This window comes from Acinetobacter sp. NCu2D-2 (genome assembly GCF_001647675.1).
Lineage (GTDB): Bacteria > Pseudomonadota > Gammaproteobacteria > Pseudomonadales > Moraxellaceae > Acinetobacter.
On the sequence record NZ_CP015594.1, the window covers coordinates 2064262 to 2082469 of the forward strand.

The following is an 18208-nucleotide window of genomic DNA, read 5'->3' on the forward strand; positions in this document are numbered from 1 at the left end:
CAGATTATTAAGTCAAAAAAAGAGAGCCATTGGCTCTCTTTTTTTATGTCTATAAAAATTAAAAAATTTAAATAAACACAATTAGCTTAAAGAAAAAAGCAGATCAATCGACCTGCTCTGTTCCCACGCGTTGACGGAATTTTTGTCCCGCACGGAAGGTCACAACACGGCGTGCAGAAATCGGAATCTCTTCACCCGTTTTAGGGTTACGGCCTGGGCGCTGACGTTTATCACGTAGCTCGAAGTTACCGAAACCTGATAGTTTCACCTGTTCGCCTGAGATTAGCGCTTGGCTAATCTCATCGAAGAACAACTCGACCATTTGTTTAGCTTCACGACGATTTAAACTCGTGAGCTCACTTAAATGATCAGCCATCTCTGCTTTAGTTAGTGCTGTCATGAAGCCCTCAATGTCGCTTGGTAAGTGTTTTCCAACACTTGTAGGATATTATCCATACCTGATTTAATTTCAGCATCTTCCAAAGTACGGGTCGGATGCTGCCAAAGAATTGCAAATGCAAGTGAGCGTTTGCCTTCCTCAACCCCTTGTCCAGTATACACATCGAACAACCAAGTAGAGTCTAGAAGCTCACCACCTGTTTTTTCGATAAGTTGCTGAATTTCGCTAACATTAATCTTATCACTAATTAAAAGCGCAATATCACGTCGAACCGACGGAAAACGTGATAATTCTGTAAAATTAGATACATAAGTTTGCAAAACAGCCTTTTGATCAAGTTCAGCGACCCAAGTGGTTGCCAAATCAAGCTCATCTTCAAGTGATGGGTGCAAGCGACCTAAGTAACCGATTGATTTTCCATCAACTAAAATTTCAGCAGATTGACCAGGATGTAACCAGCTACGCTCTGAACGGACATATTGAACGTTTAAACGTGCAGCATCTAAAATCTCTTCAATATCGCCTTTAAAGTCAAAGAAGTCCATTGGCTGAGCTTTGCCGTGCCAAGATTCAGTCGTACGTGAACCTGTTGCCACCATCGCAAAAGTTGGAATTTGTTTAAGGTCATGAATTGAAGCAGCATTTTGATAATCAAAACGCAAACCAAGTTCATAGAAACGTACACGGCTTTGCTGACGATTCACATTGTACTGTACACATGGAATCAAGCTTGAAAGCAATGTTGAACGCATTACTGCTAAATCACTTGAGATTGGGTTTGCCAATGCCAATGGATTTACCGCGGGGTTTAATTGTTTTTCAAGTTTTAAGTCGGCGAAACTAAAGCTAATTGCCTCTTGGTAACCTAAAGTCACAGCAGTTTGACGTAATTGAGCCAATTCAAATTGATCTTGATATTTAGCAAGTTTGACATCAATCACAGGTAAGCTGATTTGAATGTTGTCATAACCATGAATACGCGCAACTTCTTCAATCAAGTCTTGGTAAATCGTCATATCAAAACGATGTGATGGAGGAACAACTGTCCACTCACCTTCCGCTTTTACAGTCACCGCACAACCTAGGCGTGTTAAAGCATCGGTAATGAAGTCAGATTCAACTTTATAACCCAAAAGTTGATCCACTTGTGCTTGATTTAACTCAATCGCTTCACGTTTCGGTAGAAGCTCAGGTTTTTCAGCAACAGTGATTGGACCAAATTCACCGCCTGCAAGTTCAGCAATCAATTGTGATGCACGATGCATTGCCACCAATGGTAATTCAAAGTCAACACCACGTTCATAACGTTGTGATGCATCGGTATGTAAACCAAAGCTACGTGCACGACCAGCAATATACAATTGATCAAAGAATGCAGATTCCAGGAAGATCTCAGTCGTGGTATCTGAAACAGCAGATGATAAACCGCCCATGATCCCTGCAATGGCTAATGCTTTATTATCATCCGCAATCACCATCACTTTTTCAGAGAGCTCCACTTCTTGTTCATTCAGAAGTGTCAGTTTTTCTGAAGCAGTTGCTTGGCGAACATGGATAGAACCTTCCACTTTACCGCCATCAAAAGCGTGAAGCGGTTGACCCAATTCCATCAATACATAGTTGGTAATATCGACCAAAATGCTGTGCTGACGAATACCCGCACGTGCAAGTGCTCGTTCCATCCATTCAGGCGTTGGCGCTTTGGTGTTGACGTTTTTGATCACACGACCCAAGTAACGTGGACAACCGTCAGTTTCAACAACCACTTTCTTTTCATCAGGGATTGTTGCAGCTACTTCTTTAATTTCAGGCGCAGTCACAGGAAGTTGGTTAATCACACCAATTTCACGTGCAATACCACGGATACTGAAGCAGTCACCACGGTTCGGTGTGATACTGATATCAATCACATGATCATCTAAGTCTAGATATTCACGGATGTTCACACCAACAGGAGCATCAGCAGGAAGCTCTAATAGACCATCAATTTTGTCTTCTAAATCAATTTCAGAAGCACCGCAAAGCATACCGTGTGATTCAACACCACGTAGTTTGCCTTTTTTGATTTTGAAATCGCCCGGTAACACTGCACCAATCGTCGCAACAGGTGCTTTCATGCCAGCACGTACGTTTGGTGCGCCGCATACGATTTGTAAAGGTTCACCTGAACCGATGTTCACTGTGGTTACACGTAGACGATCCGCATCTGGATGTTGTTCTACAGTCAACACTTCACCAACCACAACACCTGTAAATGGTTTAGCAGCAGGTGCAAGTTCATCCACTTCTAGACCTAACATGGTCAATTGATCAGATAAAGTATTGCTATCGATGGCTGGGTTGACCCATGTGCGTAGCCAATTTTCGCTAATTTTCATACATTCATTTCCTGAATCTCCCCTAACCCCTCTTTAACCAAGAGGGGAACACCCACACTTTTATTTGTTTCGTGTAAGTCCCCCTTTTTCAAAGGGGGATTTAGGGGGATTTTTAAAATCCAAAAATAATCTATTCTCCTCACCCATTGTTAGGGAGAGGATTTAATAAAAAGTTTTAAGCAAACTGGCGTAAGAAACGCACATCATTTTGGTAGAACATACGCAAGTCGTTAATGCCATAACGCAGCATCGCAAAACGTTCAACACCTAAACCAAATGCAAAGCCTTTGTATTTGTCTGGGTCAATACCTGCAGCGCGTAGAACATTTGGATGCACCATACCGCAACCTAAAACTTCTAACCATTTGCCACGCTCATCCATAATATCCACTTCTGCACTTGGCTCAGTGAATGGGAAATAAGATGGACGGAAACGAACTTTTAAGTCTTTTTCGAAGAACTCGTTCAACAAGTTCACAAGCAAACCTTTCAGTTCAGCGAAGCTGGTGTTCTCAGCCACGTATAGACCTTCGATTTGATGGAACATTGGTGAATGCGTTTGATCCGAATCACAGCGGTATACACGGCCAGGACATACAATACGAATTGGCGGTTGTTGTGTTTCCATGGTACGAATCTGCACACCAGACGTATGCGTACGTAGCAAATGGTTCACATCAAAATAGAACGTGTCGTGCATCGCACGTGCTGGGTGATGACCCGGGATATTTAGAGCTTCAAAGTTGTGATAATCATCTTCAACTTCAGGGCCCGTTGCAACAGTAAAACCAGCTTTGGTAAAGAACTGACAAATACGCTCTTGTACTTGGGTCACTGGGTGGATACTGCCCACCTGTTGGCCACGACCGGGCAAAGTAATATCAATTGTTTCACTTGCTAATTTTTGTTCTAGCGCAGCTTTTTGCAATGCTGCTTGACGCTCGCTTAATGCACCGGTAATTGCTTCACGTACAGCGTGAATTTGTGCACCAAACTCTTTACGTTGTTCAGGATCCATTTTACCAAGCGACTTAGATTGTTCCGCGAGCTGGCTTTTTTTCCCCGTAAATTGCACTCGTACTTGATCAAGTGCAGCAAGGTCTTGAGCTGCTGCAATCGCAGCGAGCGCTTCAGTGGTCAGGGCTTCCAGTGACATAGTAACTCTCAAAGCAACAGGTTAAAAATATTTTTAAAAACCACATATTCTAACAGTTTTTAGGCACTATGATGAAGTGTCGTTTTAATGAAAATTAGAATAGCGTCAATAAATATAAAAAGTATAAGATAAACACATTATCAATCAGATCAAATCATTATGGCACTCGATCAAATTTGGAAGCAGCAACTCACTTTAGTGACCTACGGCAATGAATTTTTAAATCAAGATTTAAGCTTTAGCCGCTGGGTGCAGCATTCTATTTTTAATCAGCATGCCTTTGCTTTTCGTGATTTAATCTCGCAACATCTATTGGCACAACATTTTCAGGTTTGGCTTGAAGGTTTAAAAAAACAAGGGGTTAAACGACTTAGTCTGCATCGCTCTACCCTTCTGATTGATGAACAGAATCCAAATCCAAATGTTGAGCTTTTGGCTTTAGACCATTTCATTGTCAGTCATGAGTCACATAAGAAGCATGCATGGATCATTGGTAAAGAACTCGCAGAATGGTATAACGCAGATAATGACTATGAAGCGCCTGACGCTCAACGTTCGAAAATACGTTTTGAAACCATGTGGCGTTATGAACTCAGTCCAAAATTTGCAAAACGTATTGATGCTGACCTAGAACAACCGAAATGGAAAGATATTCAGGTCTTTACCAACCACGAATTATTTGAAAGCAAATTTGCACAAGACTTCCAGGATCCAACACAAATTGGGCAACCCTATTACGGTTTAAAATCCGCATTAGATGTCGGTATCAGTACGAAATTGGCACTCATTCCAACCGATTATCAAGCCGATTATGCCCATGAAACGCTTTATCGTTTCGATGCGCTCTATGATTTTATTCAAGCTCAAATTCAGCATCCGTATAACAACGAGGGTGAAACATTAACTCCTGAACAACAACTGGATTTACGCCATTTTGCTGAAAAGATTGAGGATTTACATTCTAAATTTGTTGTGAAAGTTGCTAATCATTATAAGACTGCACACATTCAACCACAGATGGTTTCTGACCCACTTGCAGGCGTAAGCACCGAAAACCGCCACGGTTTCAGTAAACCTGAACGTCCTAATTTGGCTCAAAGTTCAGGGGCATCTAGTGTGATTAAACTGATTTTAATTACTATTGTGATCTGTGTGATTGGCTATTACTTTGGGCTTTAAACATATTCATTAACAAAGTCAGTTGCTTCGGTTTTCGAATGCGAAGCCATTGGATATGTTGATACTCAGGTGCATGCATTAACTTCAAATAATGCTGTCGATTCTTGCGATGTGTTTTTACCATCCACCAAATAATTGAGTCTTGCCCAAAGAGTTTTGTTAGATTTTCCCGATTGTTTGAACTCGGCCAAAGTTTATGTTGCGTCCATGCACGATGGATTGCCCGTTGTATTGACCGTTTGAAATTGACATAAAACGGATAATCAAGCCAGATAATCGTATCGATGTTTGCCCATTTAATCGGAATGGTTCGGGTATAGTTTCCATCAATGACATAACCCTGCGGAGCATGATCAATCGCCTGCTGAATTTTCTGGAAAAAATCCTGATCCTGACTTTGTTCCCAGTTATCCAACCAAAATAAATCATCAAGTTCAATATAAGCTAAACCTAATTTATTCGCCAAACTTCGCGCAAAGGTAGATTTACCTGATGCCGAGATTCCAACAACATTGATTCTCTGCATACAACCAATTAATTAATAGGGCGAAGTTCTATTTTTATGCGCTGTTTTTGGGTAGATGTATGAATGTAATGTGTAATGGCTGCAATTTCAGCTTCAATTTCATTGCCTGAGTCATCGACAAAACGTAGATACTCCCCTTCACGCGGAATGACGGCCAAATCAATCTCAAGTGCTGTTTCATTTAGACCCACAATTTCTACACGCATATTGCACACCTTTTTTTATAATGAAATGATTTAGATCTTATTTAGCGTGATTTTTTTCAATAAGCCTAGATGAATTCTGTAATCAAAGATGAACAACTCATCCCATTAAAAATAAAGCAAAAAAAAGACCGCTTAAAGCGGTCTTTTTTTAAGTCATAAAGACTTATGCAGCCAATGCGTCTTTAGCTTTAGCAGCTAGAGCAGAAAACGCAACTGCGTCATGCATAGCGATGTCAGCAAGTACGCGACGGTCGATAATCACTTGAGCTTTTTTCAAGCCAGCGATCATACGGCTGTACGACAAACCATTTTGACGTGCACCAGCGTTGATACGTGCAATCCATAAAGCGCGGAATTGACGTTTCTTTTGACGACGGTCACGGTAAGCATATTGACCAGCTTTGATTACCGCTTGGAACGCTACGCGGTAAACGCGTGAACGAGCACCATAGTAACCTTTAGCGCGAGCAAGAATTTTTTTGTGACGGCGATGAGCCTGTACACCACGTTTTACACGAGCCATTTATAATCTCCTTAGATGTACGGGCACATACGGCGAACTGAAGCAACGTCACTTACGTGAACCATTACACAGCCGCGTAATTGACGAATACGCTTAGCAGATTTTTTGGTCAAAATGTGGCGTTTGAACGCTTGTTTACGCTTAAAACCGTTAGCAGTCGCTTTAAAGCGTTTAGCTGCACCACGGCGAGTTTTCATCTTAGGCATAACAACCTCTTTTGAACACCTGTTCGGCTCGTTTGCACCATTACAAAACGACCTGCAGGTAAGGGAGCGCATATTCTAATTCATATCGCTTCAAAACAAAAGCATTGCTCGTCGTTTATTCAATTCTTTTGCTCCCCCTACCAAATAACATGAGTAATACAGCAAGAAATGATTGGATTGTATAAAGATCACTCTATAATTCATCTACTGATTTTTGCCTTCATTTTCCCATGCTAAAACAAACAGATGCTTTTGCAGCGCTGCGGTATCGTGATTTCTCTATTGTGACTTTGAATCAATTTTTCCTGACTTTAGCGATTTTGATTCAGGAAATTATTGTGGCTTACTCCCTCTATAAAATTACCAAAGATCCGCTCACACTCGGTCTTATTGGGTTAGCGGAAGCAATTCCTTTTATTGCACTTTCGCTTTGGGGTGGCTATTTTGCTGACCGTTTTAATAAGCAGACCATTATGAAAATCTGTTTATTTTTCTCGATTCCGATGCCACTCATTTTATGGAATTTATTCCACCAACATATCTTAAATCACATCTCTACCCTGCAACTTTCTCTCGGCATTTATGCAGTGATCTTTTGTTTAGGGACAATTCGCGGTTTTTATGCACCTTCTGCAACTTCTCTTAAGCCGTTTCTAATTCCTCGTGAGCTTTATACCAATGGTGCAACATGGACGACAATTGGCTGGCAAAGTGGTGTGATTATCGGACCCATGCTCGGTGGATTTATGCTGGCATTTTTAGGACGTGAAACCAGCCTGTTTAGCGTGGCAGGCTTATTAGTCATCTGTTTCATTTTGATTCATCTATTAGAAAAAAGAGTTTTTCCGAAAATTGAAACCGATGACGTGCTGCGTAGTTTAGGTGATGGTTTTCGCTTTATTTGGGGCAATAAAATCGTGCTGTGGTCGATTTCTTTAGACCTTGTTTCAGTACTGTTTGGTGGCGTAATTGCCCTGCTTCCAATCTTCGCAGAAGACATATTAAAAGTCGGTCCTGAAGGATTAGGTTATTTACGTGCAGCCCCTTCCATCGGTGCATTGCTGACCATGATTGCCTTAACTCGTTTCCCACCAACACATCATGCATGGCGCAACATGTTGTTGGCTGTCGCAGGTTTTGGCTTCTTTACCCTCTTGTTTGCCGTATCCAATTCAATGTGGCTATCGCTTTTTGCATTGGCAATGACAGGTGCATGTGACAGCGTGTCAGTTGTGGTTCGACAAACCATTTTACAGATCTATCCACCTGAAAATATGCGTGGCCGTGTCGCTGCCGTAAATGGCATGTTTGTGTCATCCAGTAATGAATTAGGTGCTTTTGAATCAGGTCTTGCGGCCAAATACATGGGTACCATTATGGCGACTGTATTTGGAGGATGTATGACCTTGGTTGTGGTTGCGATCAGCTGGGCAAAAACCAAAGATTTATTTAGTGTAGATATCACCAAAGCATCAAAACCCGATTAATACAGCAATTGGACTTGTCAGTATTTCTGTTTCGAGAAATACTGCACAAGCTCTAGCACTCTACTCATGCGATTCAGAACTTTTAATTTATGAAATATGCACTTCCTCTTGCTGTGATTGCGAGTTTCACAGCAACCAGCACTTATGCAGACAAGATTCATCAACTCCCATCACAAAGCATTCAAGTGAGTTCTGCACATCTCACCACCCGCATTGAATGGCAAAAATTCCCACACATTAAGATTAATGATTCTGATCTTAAAGATTCACCACGTTCGGCAGTGGTCCGCATTCATGCCAATACCCAAGGCAAAGTGAACCATGCTGAGATTCAAGACAGTACTGGTTTAAAGGCGCTCGATCAGAAAATTATTCAAGCCGTTCTAAACGCACGCGTTAAACCGCATATTGAAAATGACATTGCAATGCCGATCATTGGTTATCAAGTTTTCAACCTTAAACCTTCTGAAGAGCATGAAGCATGTCAATACACATTTAACTCTCAGCTTTGGCAAAAACAGCAAAAGAATCCTAAAGCACAGTTTCAGTATTTAGAACAACCCAATCTACATATCAGCACTTTAGATTTAAAAGGTTCAGATCGTAAGATTATCTATAAAATGAAGCTAAAACATGATCAGATCCAAAGTATTAAGATCATTCAAGGTTCGGGGATCTATACTTTAGACCAGCAATTCAAGTCGGATTTACAAGGGACGAAAGTTCGTATAAAAGCCAAAGCATCTCATCTTTGGTTATATAAGCCACGCCAGATCAAAGACCAAATAACATTTAAATTAACAAGCTGTTCTTAATGAATAGCTTGTTTTTTGAGGCTGTGTTATTGAGTTATGATTTTACAAAACATTGAGAAAAATGAGATAGACACACAGATAACGCCCTATCTTTGCAATGCTAACCATCAATAGAAAACGGTAAAAATTTTCTTTCATTAAGCCCGCAATCAGGGTAATAGGATCGCCAATAATCGGCAGCCAACTCAGCAATAAAGACCAAAACCCATAGCGTTGATACAGTCTCTGGGCTTTAGATAATTGTTTCTGTGAAACAGGAAACCATTTCTTATTTTTGAAATGCTCAATTCGAAGCCCTAGATACCAATTGACACAAGACCCAAGTACGTTACCAATACTCGCCACTACAATAAGAACGAAGACAGAATCTTGTGCTTGTGCCAATAAAGCTAAAAGTACAGCCTCAGATTGCAAAGGTAAAAGAGTTGCTGCACCAAAGGCTGAAATAAAGAGCAGGATTAAGCTCATAGAGCGATTATTTTAATCCCAATTGTTTTTTAGTTTTTGAATATTCAAAGCTCGACCAAACCACCATTGCAAGAATGGCAAAAATACGCGCCCATTTATATGAACTTGCAATCGGATCAATGGCTGCAGACAAAATTGCCAGATCATGTGTATTTAAGCTTGTCAGGACATTTTGAATATGCACAATTTCAGCCACAAATAAAGCCAAGCATGCCACCACACCTAAAATAATGCTCCAATACACTTTGGGATTTGTTTCGACAATACGCGTCGCATTTAAGAAAAATGATTTCATAACATTACCTAATAAAAAACCACCCGAAGGCGGTTTATTCAATGAAGGATATCTTAGCATAAAGTCCAATCAAGGCTTGACCTCAATTGCCAATGCTTTTTGCACAGCAGAACGGGCTTTAATACGCTCTACATAATTTTGTATATTAGGATAGTCGACTAAATCTATCCCTTGCCATTCATAGCGCAGAATCCATGGGAAGATGGCCATATCTGCAATTGAGTATTCCCCTGCAACAAAGTCCTGCCCAACCAGATGTTTATTTAGAACACCATACAGACGCTTGGTTTCCTCTACATAACGATTGGTCGCATAAGGAATACGCTCAGGTGCAAATCGACTGAAATGATGGTTTTGTCCCAGCATTGGCCCAAAACCACCCATTTGCCACATCAGCCACTGCTCGACTTGAATACGATCTACTTCATTACTCGGGTAAAATTGACCTGTTTTACGACCTAAATATTGCAAGATCGCACCCGACTCAAATACAGAAATCGCTTCGTGATTTGGACCATCCTGATCGACGATAGCGGGAATTTTATTATTTGGTGAAATGGCTAAAAAGTCAGGTTGAAATTGATCATTAGCTAAAATATTAATGGGAATAATCTGATAATCGAGCCCCATTTCTTCCAATGCGATACTGATTTTTAGACCGTTTGGTGTACCCCAATAATACAGATCAATCATTTTTGTTATGCTCAATTAAAGCCATTTTTGGCGTGCGTTTACACCTTAATGCATTTCAAAAAAAACAACAAGATTGATTTTATAAAATTTTAATTTGTTTTATATCAATACCTTGTTTAAATATTTTAAAAAACTTCCCACTTTTATTCTTGAAAATCTTGGTACTGATCATATATTTATTTTGCATAAGGATTGAAGCAATCTTATGCACTGTTGATGTCCAACATGACAGATTGAATATCTTGTTTTTATAACTTTGCTTGATTTGAGAGAGTTCTAATCATGAGTAACTTAAATCTTCATCCATTATTTCGTCGTAGCATCGGTTTCGATCGCTTAAATGATTACATTGACTACGCAATGCAAAGCGATACCCCTAACTACCCACCTTATAACATTGAGAAATTAGGTGAAAATAGCTATCGCATTGTGGTTGCTACAGCAGGATTCTTACAAAGTGAGCTTGAGATTAATCTAGAAAATCAGCTGCTGACTATTTCAGGTAAACCAGAAGCTGTAACTGATGAAACCATTGAATATTTACATAAAGGCATTGCACGCCGTTCATTCAAACTGTCTTTACGTTTAGATGAATATATCGAAGTTCAACAAGCTGATTATGAAAATGGTCTGCTTGTGATCGACTTACAACGTGTTATTCCTGAAGAAAAATTACCACGTAAAATTCCAATTGGTAAAAAACTACTGTTAGAAACAGCTGAAAGTAATGAAAAAACTGTGAATGCGGAATCATAACTTATAACTAAGAAAGACCCGAATATGGGTCTTTCTTTTTATGTAATCATTGTTATTCATTTGAGCAAAACATAAAAAAAGCCCTGCAATTGCAGTAATGCCAGTCAGTTAAGAAATTGACTGGCATTTTCTTGGATATTTTTGTGCTTTAATTTTCACTACTCGCGGACATTGCCTTTGCCTTTTTTCAGGTAATACAAATATTTTAGATTGTTCAAATAATTGTGCTAAATGTTTGGGTAGATTTCCTGCTGATTCTAAAGGTGTGTGCCTTAAGATATTGATAATACTCATAGATGCAATATGGAAACTGATCCTTAAAGGACTCACCTTTGCATGTTCAGCGATAAACCTCATCTGTCTTCTTAAGATATTATAAGCAATAAATACCCCCACAATTCTTGATAGACCAAATCAGGTTGTTTGCTTCTTAAAATTCTTGCATCCTGTAAATCACTTTTAATTTCCCGATAACACATTTCTATTTCCCAACGCTGGATATAAAGCATTGCAAGGTCTTTGAATGGATAAACTTCAGAATCTGTTAATGATGTAATGTAACGTCTTATTTTTCCTGCATATTCAACTTCAATTAAACGTGCTTCCCAATAGTCACCCAATGACGGATTTATCTTTTTTGCTCTTGCTGAAACAGGCATTTTGATCTGAAAGTCATGGGCCGCATTATAATGAATCACTTCATAACGCAGGTTGTCCTTTGCTCGCATCAACCAATGACTCTCTTCTGCCTGAGATTGCCAACTCACTAAAAAATCAGCAGAGAAGTAAGCACGATCAAATAGGGTAATACTGCGAACTGGTGCTTTTAATTGACTGGCTAAGGTTAATTCACCTTGATCCATACTGCCAATTTGGGCATCAATCATTTCATGTGTATTGGTATTCACCAGGCAAGTCGCTCTGACTTGTGGGTAAGGGGTAGCTGCTGTTTTGCCTTTGGATGAACCAAAGTGCTTAAAGTTTTCTTCTGTATGAGGCATAGACCAAACCACACCATCTACAGCACAAACGCATAGACCGTGAAAGTTGCTATATTGTTGTTGTGAGTCTTTAAACCATGCCTGACTTAATGTCGAAAATAAAGCACTCATGGGCTCTAAGCCTAAGCGCTGTCTTGCTTGTACGGATGCACTCGGTACACAGTATTCTGCCGTACCGAAAACAAGTTGCAATTGTTGAACCACATACCAAATCGGTTGATTTCGAAATAGAGCAAGTCCGATTACCAGCCAAACAACATGTTCAGCAGGCAGTTTTCTTTTTCGAATTGATGCTTTACCTGTTTGGTTTAAGCAATCTTCAATCCAGTTTAAATCAATCAATTCACTGAATTGTGAAAGTGAAGGTAGGGTTTGTTTTAATGTTAAATCTAAATTCTGAGATAAATTCATAAAAAAAGAGCGTATTTACATACGCTCTTTTTACAGTATTTTAACTTTTTTTGCTTAACTGACTGGCATTACTGCAATTGCAGGGCTTTTTCGATCAATGGATGCTTACTTTTTACGTTTAGGTCCAAGTAGCATACCCATTTGACGACCTTCCATTTTAGGTGTTTGTTCAACTACACCAACTTCAGCTACGTCAGCTTCAATTTTTTGCAATTGAGCAAGACCCAATTGTTGGTGAGCCATTTCACGACCACGGAAACGAAGGGTGATTTTTACCTTGTTGCCTTCTTCAAGGAACTTGATAATTGCACGTAGTTTTACGTTGTAATCACCAACATCAGTACCAGGGCGTAGCTTGATTTCTTTCACCTGTACTTGATGCTGTTTTTTCTTCGCTTCTTTTTGCTTTTGCTTAAGATCAAACAAATGCTTGTTGAAGTCCATGATTTTACAAACAGGTGGCTCTGCATTGGCTACGATCTCAACAAGGTCAAGATCAACGGCTTCTGCTGCACGTAAAGCTTCAGCCAAGCTTACGATACCTTTTTGCTCACCATTTTCGTCTACAAGACGGACTTCTTTTGCACGAATTTCATCATTCAACGCAGGACGGTTTGACTTGTTACCGCCCTGTTGATTACGGTCAGGCTGTTTAATCGCTGTTACTCCACAATGTACCGGCCGCGTTCGGCTACGGCTGTTTTTACCAGGTCAACGAAAGCATCGATTGACATAGTACCCAAATTTTTTCCTGAGCGGGTACGGACATTTACTGTACCTTCCTCGACTTCACGGTCCCCAAGTACCAATAAGTAAGGAATACGCTCTAAAGTGCGTTCACGAATCTTAAAGCCGATTTTCTCATTTCTCAAGTCGGAAATCGAACGAATACCGCTTTCTTTAAGTTTTGCGACGACTGACTCGCAAGCCTCAGCTTGTGAATCTGTAATATTCATCACACACGCTTGCACTGGTGATAACCAAGGCGGCATAAAGCCAGCGTAGTGTTCGATTAGTATACCAATAAAACGCTCGAAACTGCCAAGAATTGCACGATGTAACATTACCGGCTGATCACGATCGTTATCTTCAGTCACATAAGAGGCATCTAAACGTTCAGGCAAGTTAAAGTCGCACTGAATTGTACCGCATTGCCATACACGGCCTAAGCAGTCTTTCAATGAGAATTCAATCTTAGGACCATAGAATGCGCCCTCACCTGGTTGAAGCTCCCATTCAAGACCTGCTGCATCCAAAGCATCTGCCAAAGATTTTTCAGCCATATCCCAAAGCGCATCATCACCCACACGTTTTTCAGGACGTGTAGACAGTTTCATTTGCACTTCTTCAAAGCCAAAGTCTTTATAAACATCTAAAGTCAGTTTAATAAAGTCCGCAACTTCAGAACCAATTTGTTCTTTAGTACAGAAGATATGTGCGTCATCTTGAGTAAAGCCACGTACACGCATAATACCGTGAAGTGAACCCGATGGCTCATTACGGTGACATGAACCAAATTCAGCTAAACGAATCGGAAGATCACGGTAAGATTTTAAACCTTGGTTAAACACTTGAACATGACATGGGCAGTTCATTGGTTTTACCGCATAGTTGCGGCTTTCTGAACTGGTGGTAAACATGTTTTCAGCATAGTTTGCCGCATGACCTGATTTTTCCCAAAGGGTGAAGTCCACCACTTGTGGAGTACGGATTTCAAGGTAGCCGTTTTCTTGCTGAACTTTACGCATGTATTGTTCAAGTACTTGGTAAATGGTCCAGCCGTTCGGATGCCAGAACACCATACCTGGTGCTTCTTCTTGCATATGGAACAGGTCAAGCGCTTTACCAATTTTACGGTGATCGCGTTTTTCAGCTTCTTCAATACGTTTTACATATGCTGCAAGCTGTTTCTTGTCTGCCCAAGCAGTACCATAGATCCGTTGTAGCTGTTCGTTTTTCGCATCACCACGCCAATAAGCGCCAGAGATTTTAGTGAGCTTGAACGATTTTAAGAATTTAGTATTTGGTACATGCGGACCACGGCACATATCCAAGTAGTCTTGATGGTAGTACAAGCCCATTTCAGTTTCGTCAGGCATGTCTTCGATCAGACGTAATTTGTATTCTTCGCCACGTTTAGTGAATTCTGCAATCACTTCATCACGTGGAGTCATTTTTTTGATGACGTCATAGTCTTGGTCGATGAGCTTTTTCATACGCTCTTCGATCGCTGCCATGTCGTCTAAAGTAAATGGACGTGGCATCCAGATGTCATAGTAGAAACCTTCTTCAATGACAGGACCAATCACCATTTTTGCTTCTGGGAAAAGTTGCTTAACTGCATGTCCCACCAAGTGAGCACATGAGTGACGAATGATGTGAATACCATCTTCATCTTTAGGCGTAATAATTTGTAAGGTTGCGTCTTCAGTAATTAAGTCAGATGCATCAACTAAACGATCGTTCACACGACCTGCAACTGTATTTTTCGCAAGACCAGGACCGATGCTTTGAGCAACTTCCATCACAGATACGGCTTGATCAAATTGTTTTTGATCGCCATTTGGCAAAGTGATAATTGGCATAAAAAATCCTTAAGGAGTGATGCCCCGTACAATAGAGCATGTCACCGCGAGATTATGATCGAGGAGAACCTCAAAAGATAAAAACGGTGGATAAATAAAAAATCGATTGGAATTTTACACGTCTTAGGCATTTTAATAAACCGTTAATGCCATTTCGTTGCGTTCTAGTCACATTTGTCAAAAATATAAGTGCTTACATTTTGGGGCAGAAAAATCCTGTTTTTCATATTATGTTGATCAACGTTATTTTTAATTTGTTATTTAAACCATAACTTTTTCGCCCACCCCAAAAATAATAGGCAGGCCATATGACAACAAAAGCCCTTCTTACCTTCTCCTCACTTGAACCCTTAAAACCAGCATACGCTTTAGCAGCAAATGTAGATCTCGTTGTAGTACGTTTAGCGGATGATGACCCGGAACAAGTGGTGGTCATGTATGGTCGCTGTCAGCATCGGGGGGCTTTAATGTCAGATGCCCATATTCAAGGTGATAAAATTGTCTGCGGCTTACATGGCTCACATTACATGTATAAAACAGGTATAAACCCACGCTACCTCAATAAAAACTTACAGAAATTTAAAGCCTGGGTTGAAAACGATCAGGTCATGGTCGATTTAGAAGAAATAGAAGCTTGGGAAAAACGCAATCCACAGCAATTCAATCGTGAACGCTACCAAGGGCTGTATGCAGATTCACAACCTGCACCCGAAGAACCACATAACCGTTTTATTTTAGACTTAGCCCGTAATGGTTTAAAAATGTTGGCCATCATGGACCCACTTCAGCTATGGGCGTGCCTTTCGATAAACTTCCAAAGTGGGAAGACATTCAACTGGTCACAGCACAGTTGTGGAAAGTGCCACTGCTTGATGATGCTCCTGTCGCCACCAAAGTGGTGATTGGCCCCAATGCAAAAAAACCGCTTGTACTCGATATTCCGTTATTTGTTTCAGATATGAGTTTTGGTGCATTGTCGCAAGAAGCCAAAACAGCTCTCGCCATGGGTGCGGAGCTTGCAGGTACAGGCATCTGCTCCGGTGAAGGAGGCATGCTCACCAATGAACAAGCAGCGAACTCACGTTATTTTTATGAATTAGCTTCAGGGCGTTTTGGTTATGACATTGAGAAAGTGAAAAAATGCCAAGCCTTTCATTTTAAAGGTGGCCAAGCAGCCAAAACCGGTACAGGCGGACATCTACCTGGACATAAAGTCGTGGGTAAAATTGCTGAAGTTCGTGGTTTACCTGAGGGCGAAGCGGCGATTTCCCCTGCCACTTTCCCCGATTGGACTGAGCTTTCGCAGTACAAGGACTTTGCTGAGTACGTTCGTAAGGAAACAGGCGGTATTCCGATTGGCTTTAAACTCTCGGCACAGCATATTGAGAAAGACATTGATGCTGCCCTTGCCATCGGTGTGGATTACATCATTTTAGATGGTCGTGGTGGCGGTACAGGTGCAGCGCCAACCCTATTCCGTGACAATATTTCCGTACCAACCATTCCTGCACTGGCACGAGCACGTCGCCATTTAGACCGCTTAGGACGCCGTGATATTAGCTTGGTGATTACTGGTGGCTTACGCGTGCCTGCCGACTTTATTAAAGCGCTAGCACTGGGTGCAGATGCCATTGCGGTGTCCAATTCTGCGATGCAAGCCATTGGCTGTTTAGGAATGCGTGCCTGTCAAACTAATGACTGTCCTGTGGGGATTGCCACACAGCAAGATCATTTACGCCGCCGCTTAGAAATTGAAAAATCCGCACAGCAACTAGCAAATTTCTTTAACGCTTCGGTTGAATTGATGCAAGTCATGGCACGTGCTTGCGGTCATGATGCTTTAAGTAAGTTTAGCTTGGATGACCTCACCACTTGGAAAAAAGACATAAGTGAGCTAACGGGCATTCATTATGGTGGAATTGTTTAATGTCTAAATAAGATGATCAGATCGCTGATCGTTCTGATCATTCTCTTAAATTTTCCCACACCTTAAATGTATCACTGTCATCATTTACATAGAGTTCAGCAAATTGCGGCAAAATGGACTCACTTTGCGCGGGTCTCAAAAACACATAATCATCTACATCAACTGCAGCATCGTTGGATATATTTAGAACTTCTTGATTGGTACTTCGACCAAAGAGCACATGCGGTTGCACACCCTTGGGATAAACATACTCACCACGCCAATAGCCCCCGTAAACACAAATACCTTGTTGTTTAGGTTGTACCGCTTGAAACTTTTCTAATCCTGGCACCTGAATATGATCAAGCACCTTCAAAATCGGGGCCGCTATCAGGAGCGCAGGTTTAAGCTGCGCTAACACGGATAATTCAAAGTCTAAAGGTTTAAGTAAAAGTGACCCAAACGAAAGATCGTTGCAGACGGTTTGGATAAAATGATGATGCAAGGTCGTACTTCCTGCACCATTAAAACACAACATTGAAACATCAATAGTTGGGAAAAACTGTTCAATAATTTGAATAAATTCTTGATATCGCTGTTGTGATTTTTGAAAGGCTTTAATTGGAGAAAATACCACTTTTGGAAGCTTTCTCACGTGTGCATCGTAGCCCATCAGTCCTGTTAGTTTTAAGTACTTCGAGTGATGCTGAATAAGTGTTAATGCTTGCTGAAATTGCACCAAGTCCTCAAAGCCTCCCCGATGTAAGCCAATATCAATTTCTAGATTAATATTCAGCTGTAATTGCTGCGACTGAGCTAAAGCCAAATACTGCCCTAGCCTTGAAACAGAATCGATTAACCAATGTACCTGAGTAGCTAAATAACTATGTTCTTTCAGCAAAGCGGTTACTCCTGATATGGGCATCGGTTTACCCAGCAACATATCTGCATCAGGGATCAAGTAGTACAGCGGTCTAATATGCGCAAGGTGAAAAACCATAAATGCTTTGGTTTGAAATTCATCCGCTGTGAGTTTCAATAGATTCAAATTAGCCAGCGATTTCACCACCAACCTTGGGGTTAAATGCTGGGGCCATTGACTGAGAATATGAGCAATATTGTGTTTAAAGCGCTTTAGATCCAGTATCAACTGAGGCTGTCCATTTCCCACTCGCTTGAGTTTTTCGTTCAATGCCTGAAAATATTGAGTCTGCATG

General features: G+C 40.8%; 19 protein-coding genes and 1 pseudogene. 6 read left to right on the forward strand and 14 right to left on the reverse strand.

The annotated features are described in order from the left end of the window. Positions 1-103: 103 nt before the first annotated feature. The 3 genes from A3K93_RS09835 to pheS all read right to left on the reverse strand — a co-directional run bounded on the left by A3K93_RS09835 (position 104) and on the right by pheS (position 3934). Positions 104-400 (reverse strand): integration host factor subunit alpha, encoded by a 297-nt coding sequence (locus tag A3K93_RS09835; RefSeq protein WP_067731076.1) that lies wholly within the window; start codon positions 398-400, stop codon positions 104-106. Next, positions 397-2778, reverse strand: a complete 2382-nt coding sequence (gene pheT, locus A3K93_RS09840) for a phenylalanine--tRNA ligase subunit beta (RefSeq protein WP_067731077.1) — start codon at positions 2776-2778, stop codon at positions 397-399. Before pheT ends, A3K93_RS09835 begins: the two co-directional genes overlap by 4 nt. 175 nt (positions 2779-2953) lie before the next feature. Beyond that, the gene (pheS, locus tag A3K93_RS09845) at positions 2954-3934 is read right to left on the reverse strand and encodes a phenylalanine--tRNA ligase subunit alpha (protein WP_067731078.1); all 981 of its coding nucleotides are present in this window, start codon (positions 3932-3934) and stop codon (positions 2954-2956) included. 159 nt (positions 3935-4093) lie between these two features. On the opposite strand from pheS, the gene A3K93_RS09850 reads away from it, so the two are divergent. Next, positions 4094-5113 (forward strand): hypothetical protein, encoded by a 1020-nt coding sequence (locus A3K93_RS09850; RefSeq protein WP_067731079.1) that lies wholly within the window; start codon positions 4094-4096, stop codon positions 5111-5113. Here the strand turns inward: A3K93_RS09850 and A3K93_RS09855 are convergent. The 4 genes from A3K93_RS09855 to rpmI all read right to left on the reverse strand — a co-directional run bounded on the left by A3K93_RS09855 (position 5073) and on the right by rpmI (position 6574). Further along, positions 5073-5639 (reverse strand): adenylate kinase, encoded by a 567-nt coding sequence (locus tag A3K93_RS09855; protein WP_067731080.1) that lies wholly within the window; start codon positions 5637-5639, stop codon positions 5073-5075. The genes A3K93_RS09850 and A3K93_RS09855 overlap by 41 nt on opposite strands. Positions 5640-5647: 8 nt before the next feature. Then, positions 5648-5845 carry a hypothetical protein gene (locus A3K93_RS09860; RefSeq protein WP_067731081.1) on the reverse strand — a complete coding sequence of 66 codons (198 nt, stop codon included), beginning with the start codon at positions 5843-5845 and terminating at the stop codon, positions 5648-5650. Between the two features lie 163 nt (positions 5846-6008). Then, entirely contained in the window at positions 6009-6368 is a 360-nt protein-coding gene (rplT, locus tag A3K93_RS09865) for a 50S ribosomal protein L20 (protein ID WP_067731082.1), read from the reverse strand. Positions 6369-6379: 11 nt separating this feature from the next. Further along, positions 6380-6574, reverse strand: a complete 195-nt coding sequence (gene rpmI, locus A3K93_RS09870) for a 50S ribosomal protein L35 (RefSeq protein WP_004278281.1) — start codon at positions 6572-6574, stop codon at positions 6380-6382. Positions 6575-6804: 230 nt separating this feature from the next. Between rpmI and A3K93_RS09875 the strand changes: the two genes are divergently transcribed. Together A3K93_RS09875 and A3K93_RS09880 are read left to right on the forward strand one after the other, a co-directional pair. Next, a complete protein-coding gene (locus A3K93_RS09875; protein WP_067731083.1) occupies positions 6805-8061 on the forward strand; it encodes an MFS transporter in 1257 nt (418 codons plus the stop codon). A gap of 89 nt (positions 8062-8150) precedes the next feature. After that, positions 8151-8876 (forward strand): energy transducer TonB, encoded by a 726-nt coding sequence (locus tag A3K93_RS09880; RefSeq protein WP_067731084.1) that lies wholly within the window; start codon positions 8151-8153, stop codon positions 8874-8876. A 42-nt stretch (positions 8877-8918) separates the two neighbouring features. On the opposite strand, the gene A3K93_RS09885 is transcribed toward A3K93_RS09880, so the two are convergent. From A3K93_RS09885 to A3K93_RS09895, 3 genes are all read right to left on the reverse strand, one after another. Beyond that, a complete protein-coding gene (locus A3K93_RS09885; RefSeq protein ID WP_067731085.1) occupies positions 8919-9344 on the reverse strand; it encodes a YqaA family protein in 426 nt (141 codons plus the stop codon). A gap of 7 nt (positions 9345-9351) precedes the next feature. Next, the gene (locus A3K93_RS09890; RefSeq protein ID WP_067731724.1) at positions 9352-9639 is read right to left on the reverse strand and encodes a hypothetical protein; all 288 of its coding nucleotides are present in this window, start codon (positions 9637-9639) and stop codon (positions 9352-9354) included. A gap of 69 nt (positions 9640-9708) precedes the next feature. Continuing rightward, complete coding sequence (locus A3K93_RS09895; RefSeq protein ID WP_067731086.1) at positions 9709-10332, reverse strand: glutathione S-transferase family protein; 624 nt, start codon at positions 10330-10332, stop codon at positions 9709-9711. Positions 10333-10614: 282 nt separating this feature from the next. On the opposite strand from A3K93_RS09895, the gene A3K93_RS09900 reads away from it, so the two are divergent. Further along, entirely contained in the window at positions 10615-11088 is a 474-nt protein-coding gene (locus A3K93_RS09900) for an Hsp20 family protein (RefSeq protein WP_067731087.1), read from the forward strand. Positions 11089-11196: 108 nt separating this feature from the next. On the opposite strand, the pseudogene A3K93_RS09905 reads toward A3K93_RS09900, so the two are convergent. The 3 genes and pseudogenes from A3K93_RS09905 to thrS form a co-directional block, all read right to left on the reverse strand. Then, positions 11197-12500 (reverse strand): annotated as a pseudogene (locus A3K93_RS09905) (IS4 family transposase). 105 nt (positions 12501-12605) lie between these two features. Further along, positions 12606-13157 (reverse strand): translation initiation factor IF-3, encoded by a 552-nt coding sequence (infC, locus tag A3K93_RS09910; protein ID WP_081408531.1) that lies wholly within the window; start codon positions 13155-13157, stop codon positions 12606-12608. A gap of 5 nt (positions 13158-13162) precedes the next feature. Next, positions 13163-15085, reverse strand: a complete 1923-nt coding sequence (gene thrS / locus A3K93_RS09915; protein ID WP_067731088.1) for a threonine--tRNA ligase — start codon at positions 15083-15085, stop codon at positions 13163-13165. A 308-nt stretch (positions 15086-15393) separates the two neighbouring features. Between thrS and A3K93_RS15100 the strand changes: the two genes are divergently transcribed. Both A3K93_RS15100 and A3K93_RS09920 read left to right on the forward strand, forming a co-directional pair. Further along, positions 15394-15987, forward strand: a complete 594-nt coding sequence (locus A3K93_RS15100) for a Rieske (2Fe-2S) protein (RefSeq protein WP_201787400.1) — start codon at positions 15394-15396, stop codon at positions 15985-15987. Next, entirely contained in the window at positions 15876-17012 is a 1137-nt protein-coding gene (locus A3K93_RS09920) for an FMN-binding glutamate synthase family protein (RefSeq protein WP_201787401.1), read from the forward strand. The genes A3K93_RS15100 and A3K93_RS09920 overlap by 112 nt, the downstream gene beginning before the upstream one ends. 37 nt (positions 17013-17049) lie before the next feature. Here the strand turns inward: A3K93_RS09920 and A3K93_RS09925 are convergent, their stop codons facing one another. After that, positions 17050-18207 (reverse strand): alanine racemase, encoded by a 1158-nt coding sequence (locus tag A3K93_RS09925; RefSeq protein WP_067731089.1) that lies wholly within the window; start codon positions 18205-18207, stop codon positions 17050-17052. Position 18208: the final 1 nt, after the last annotated feature.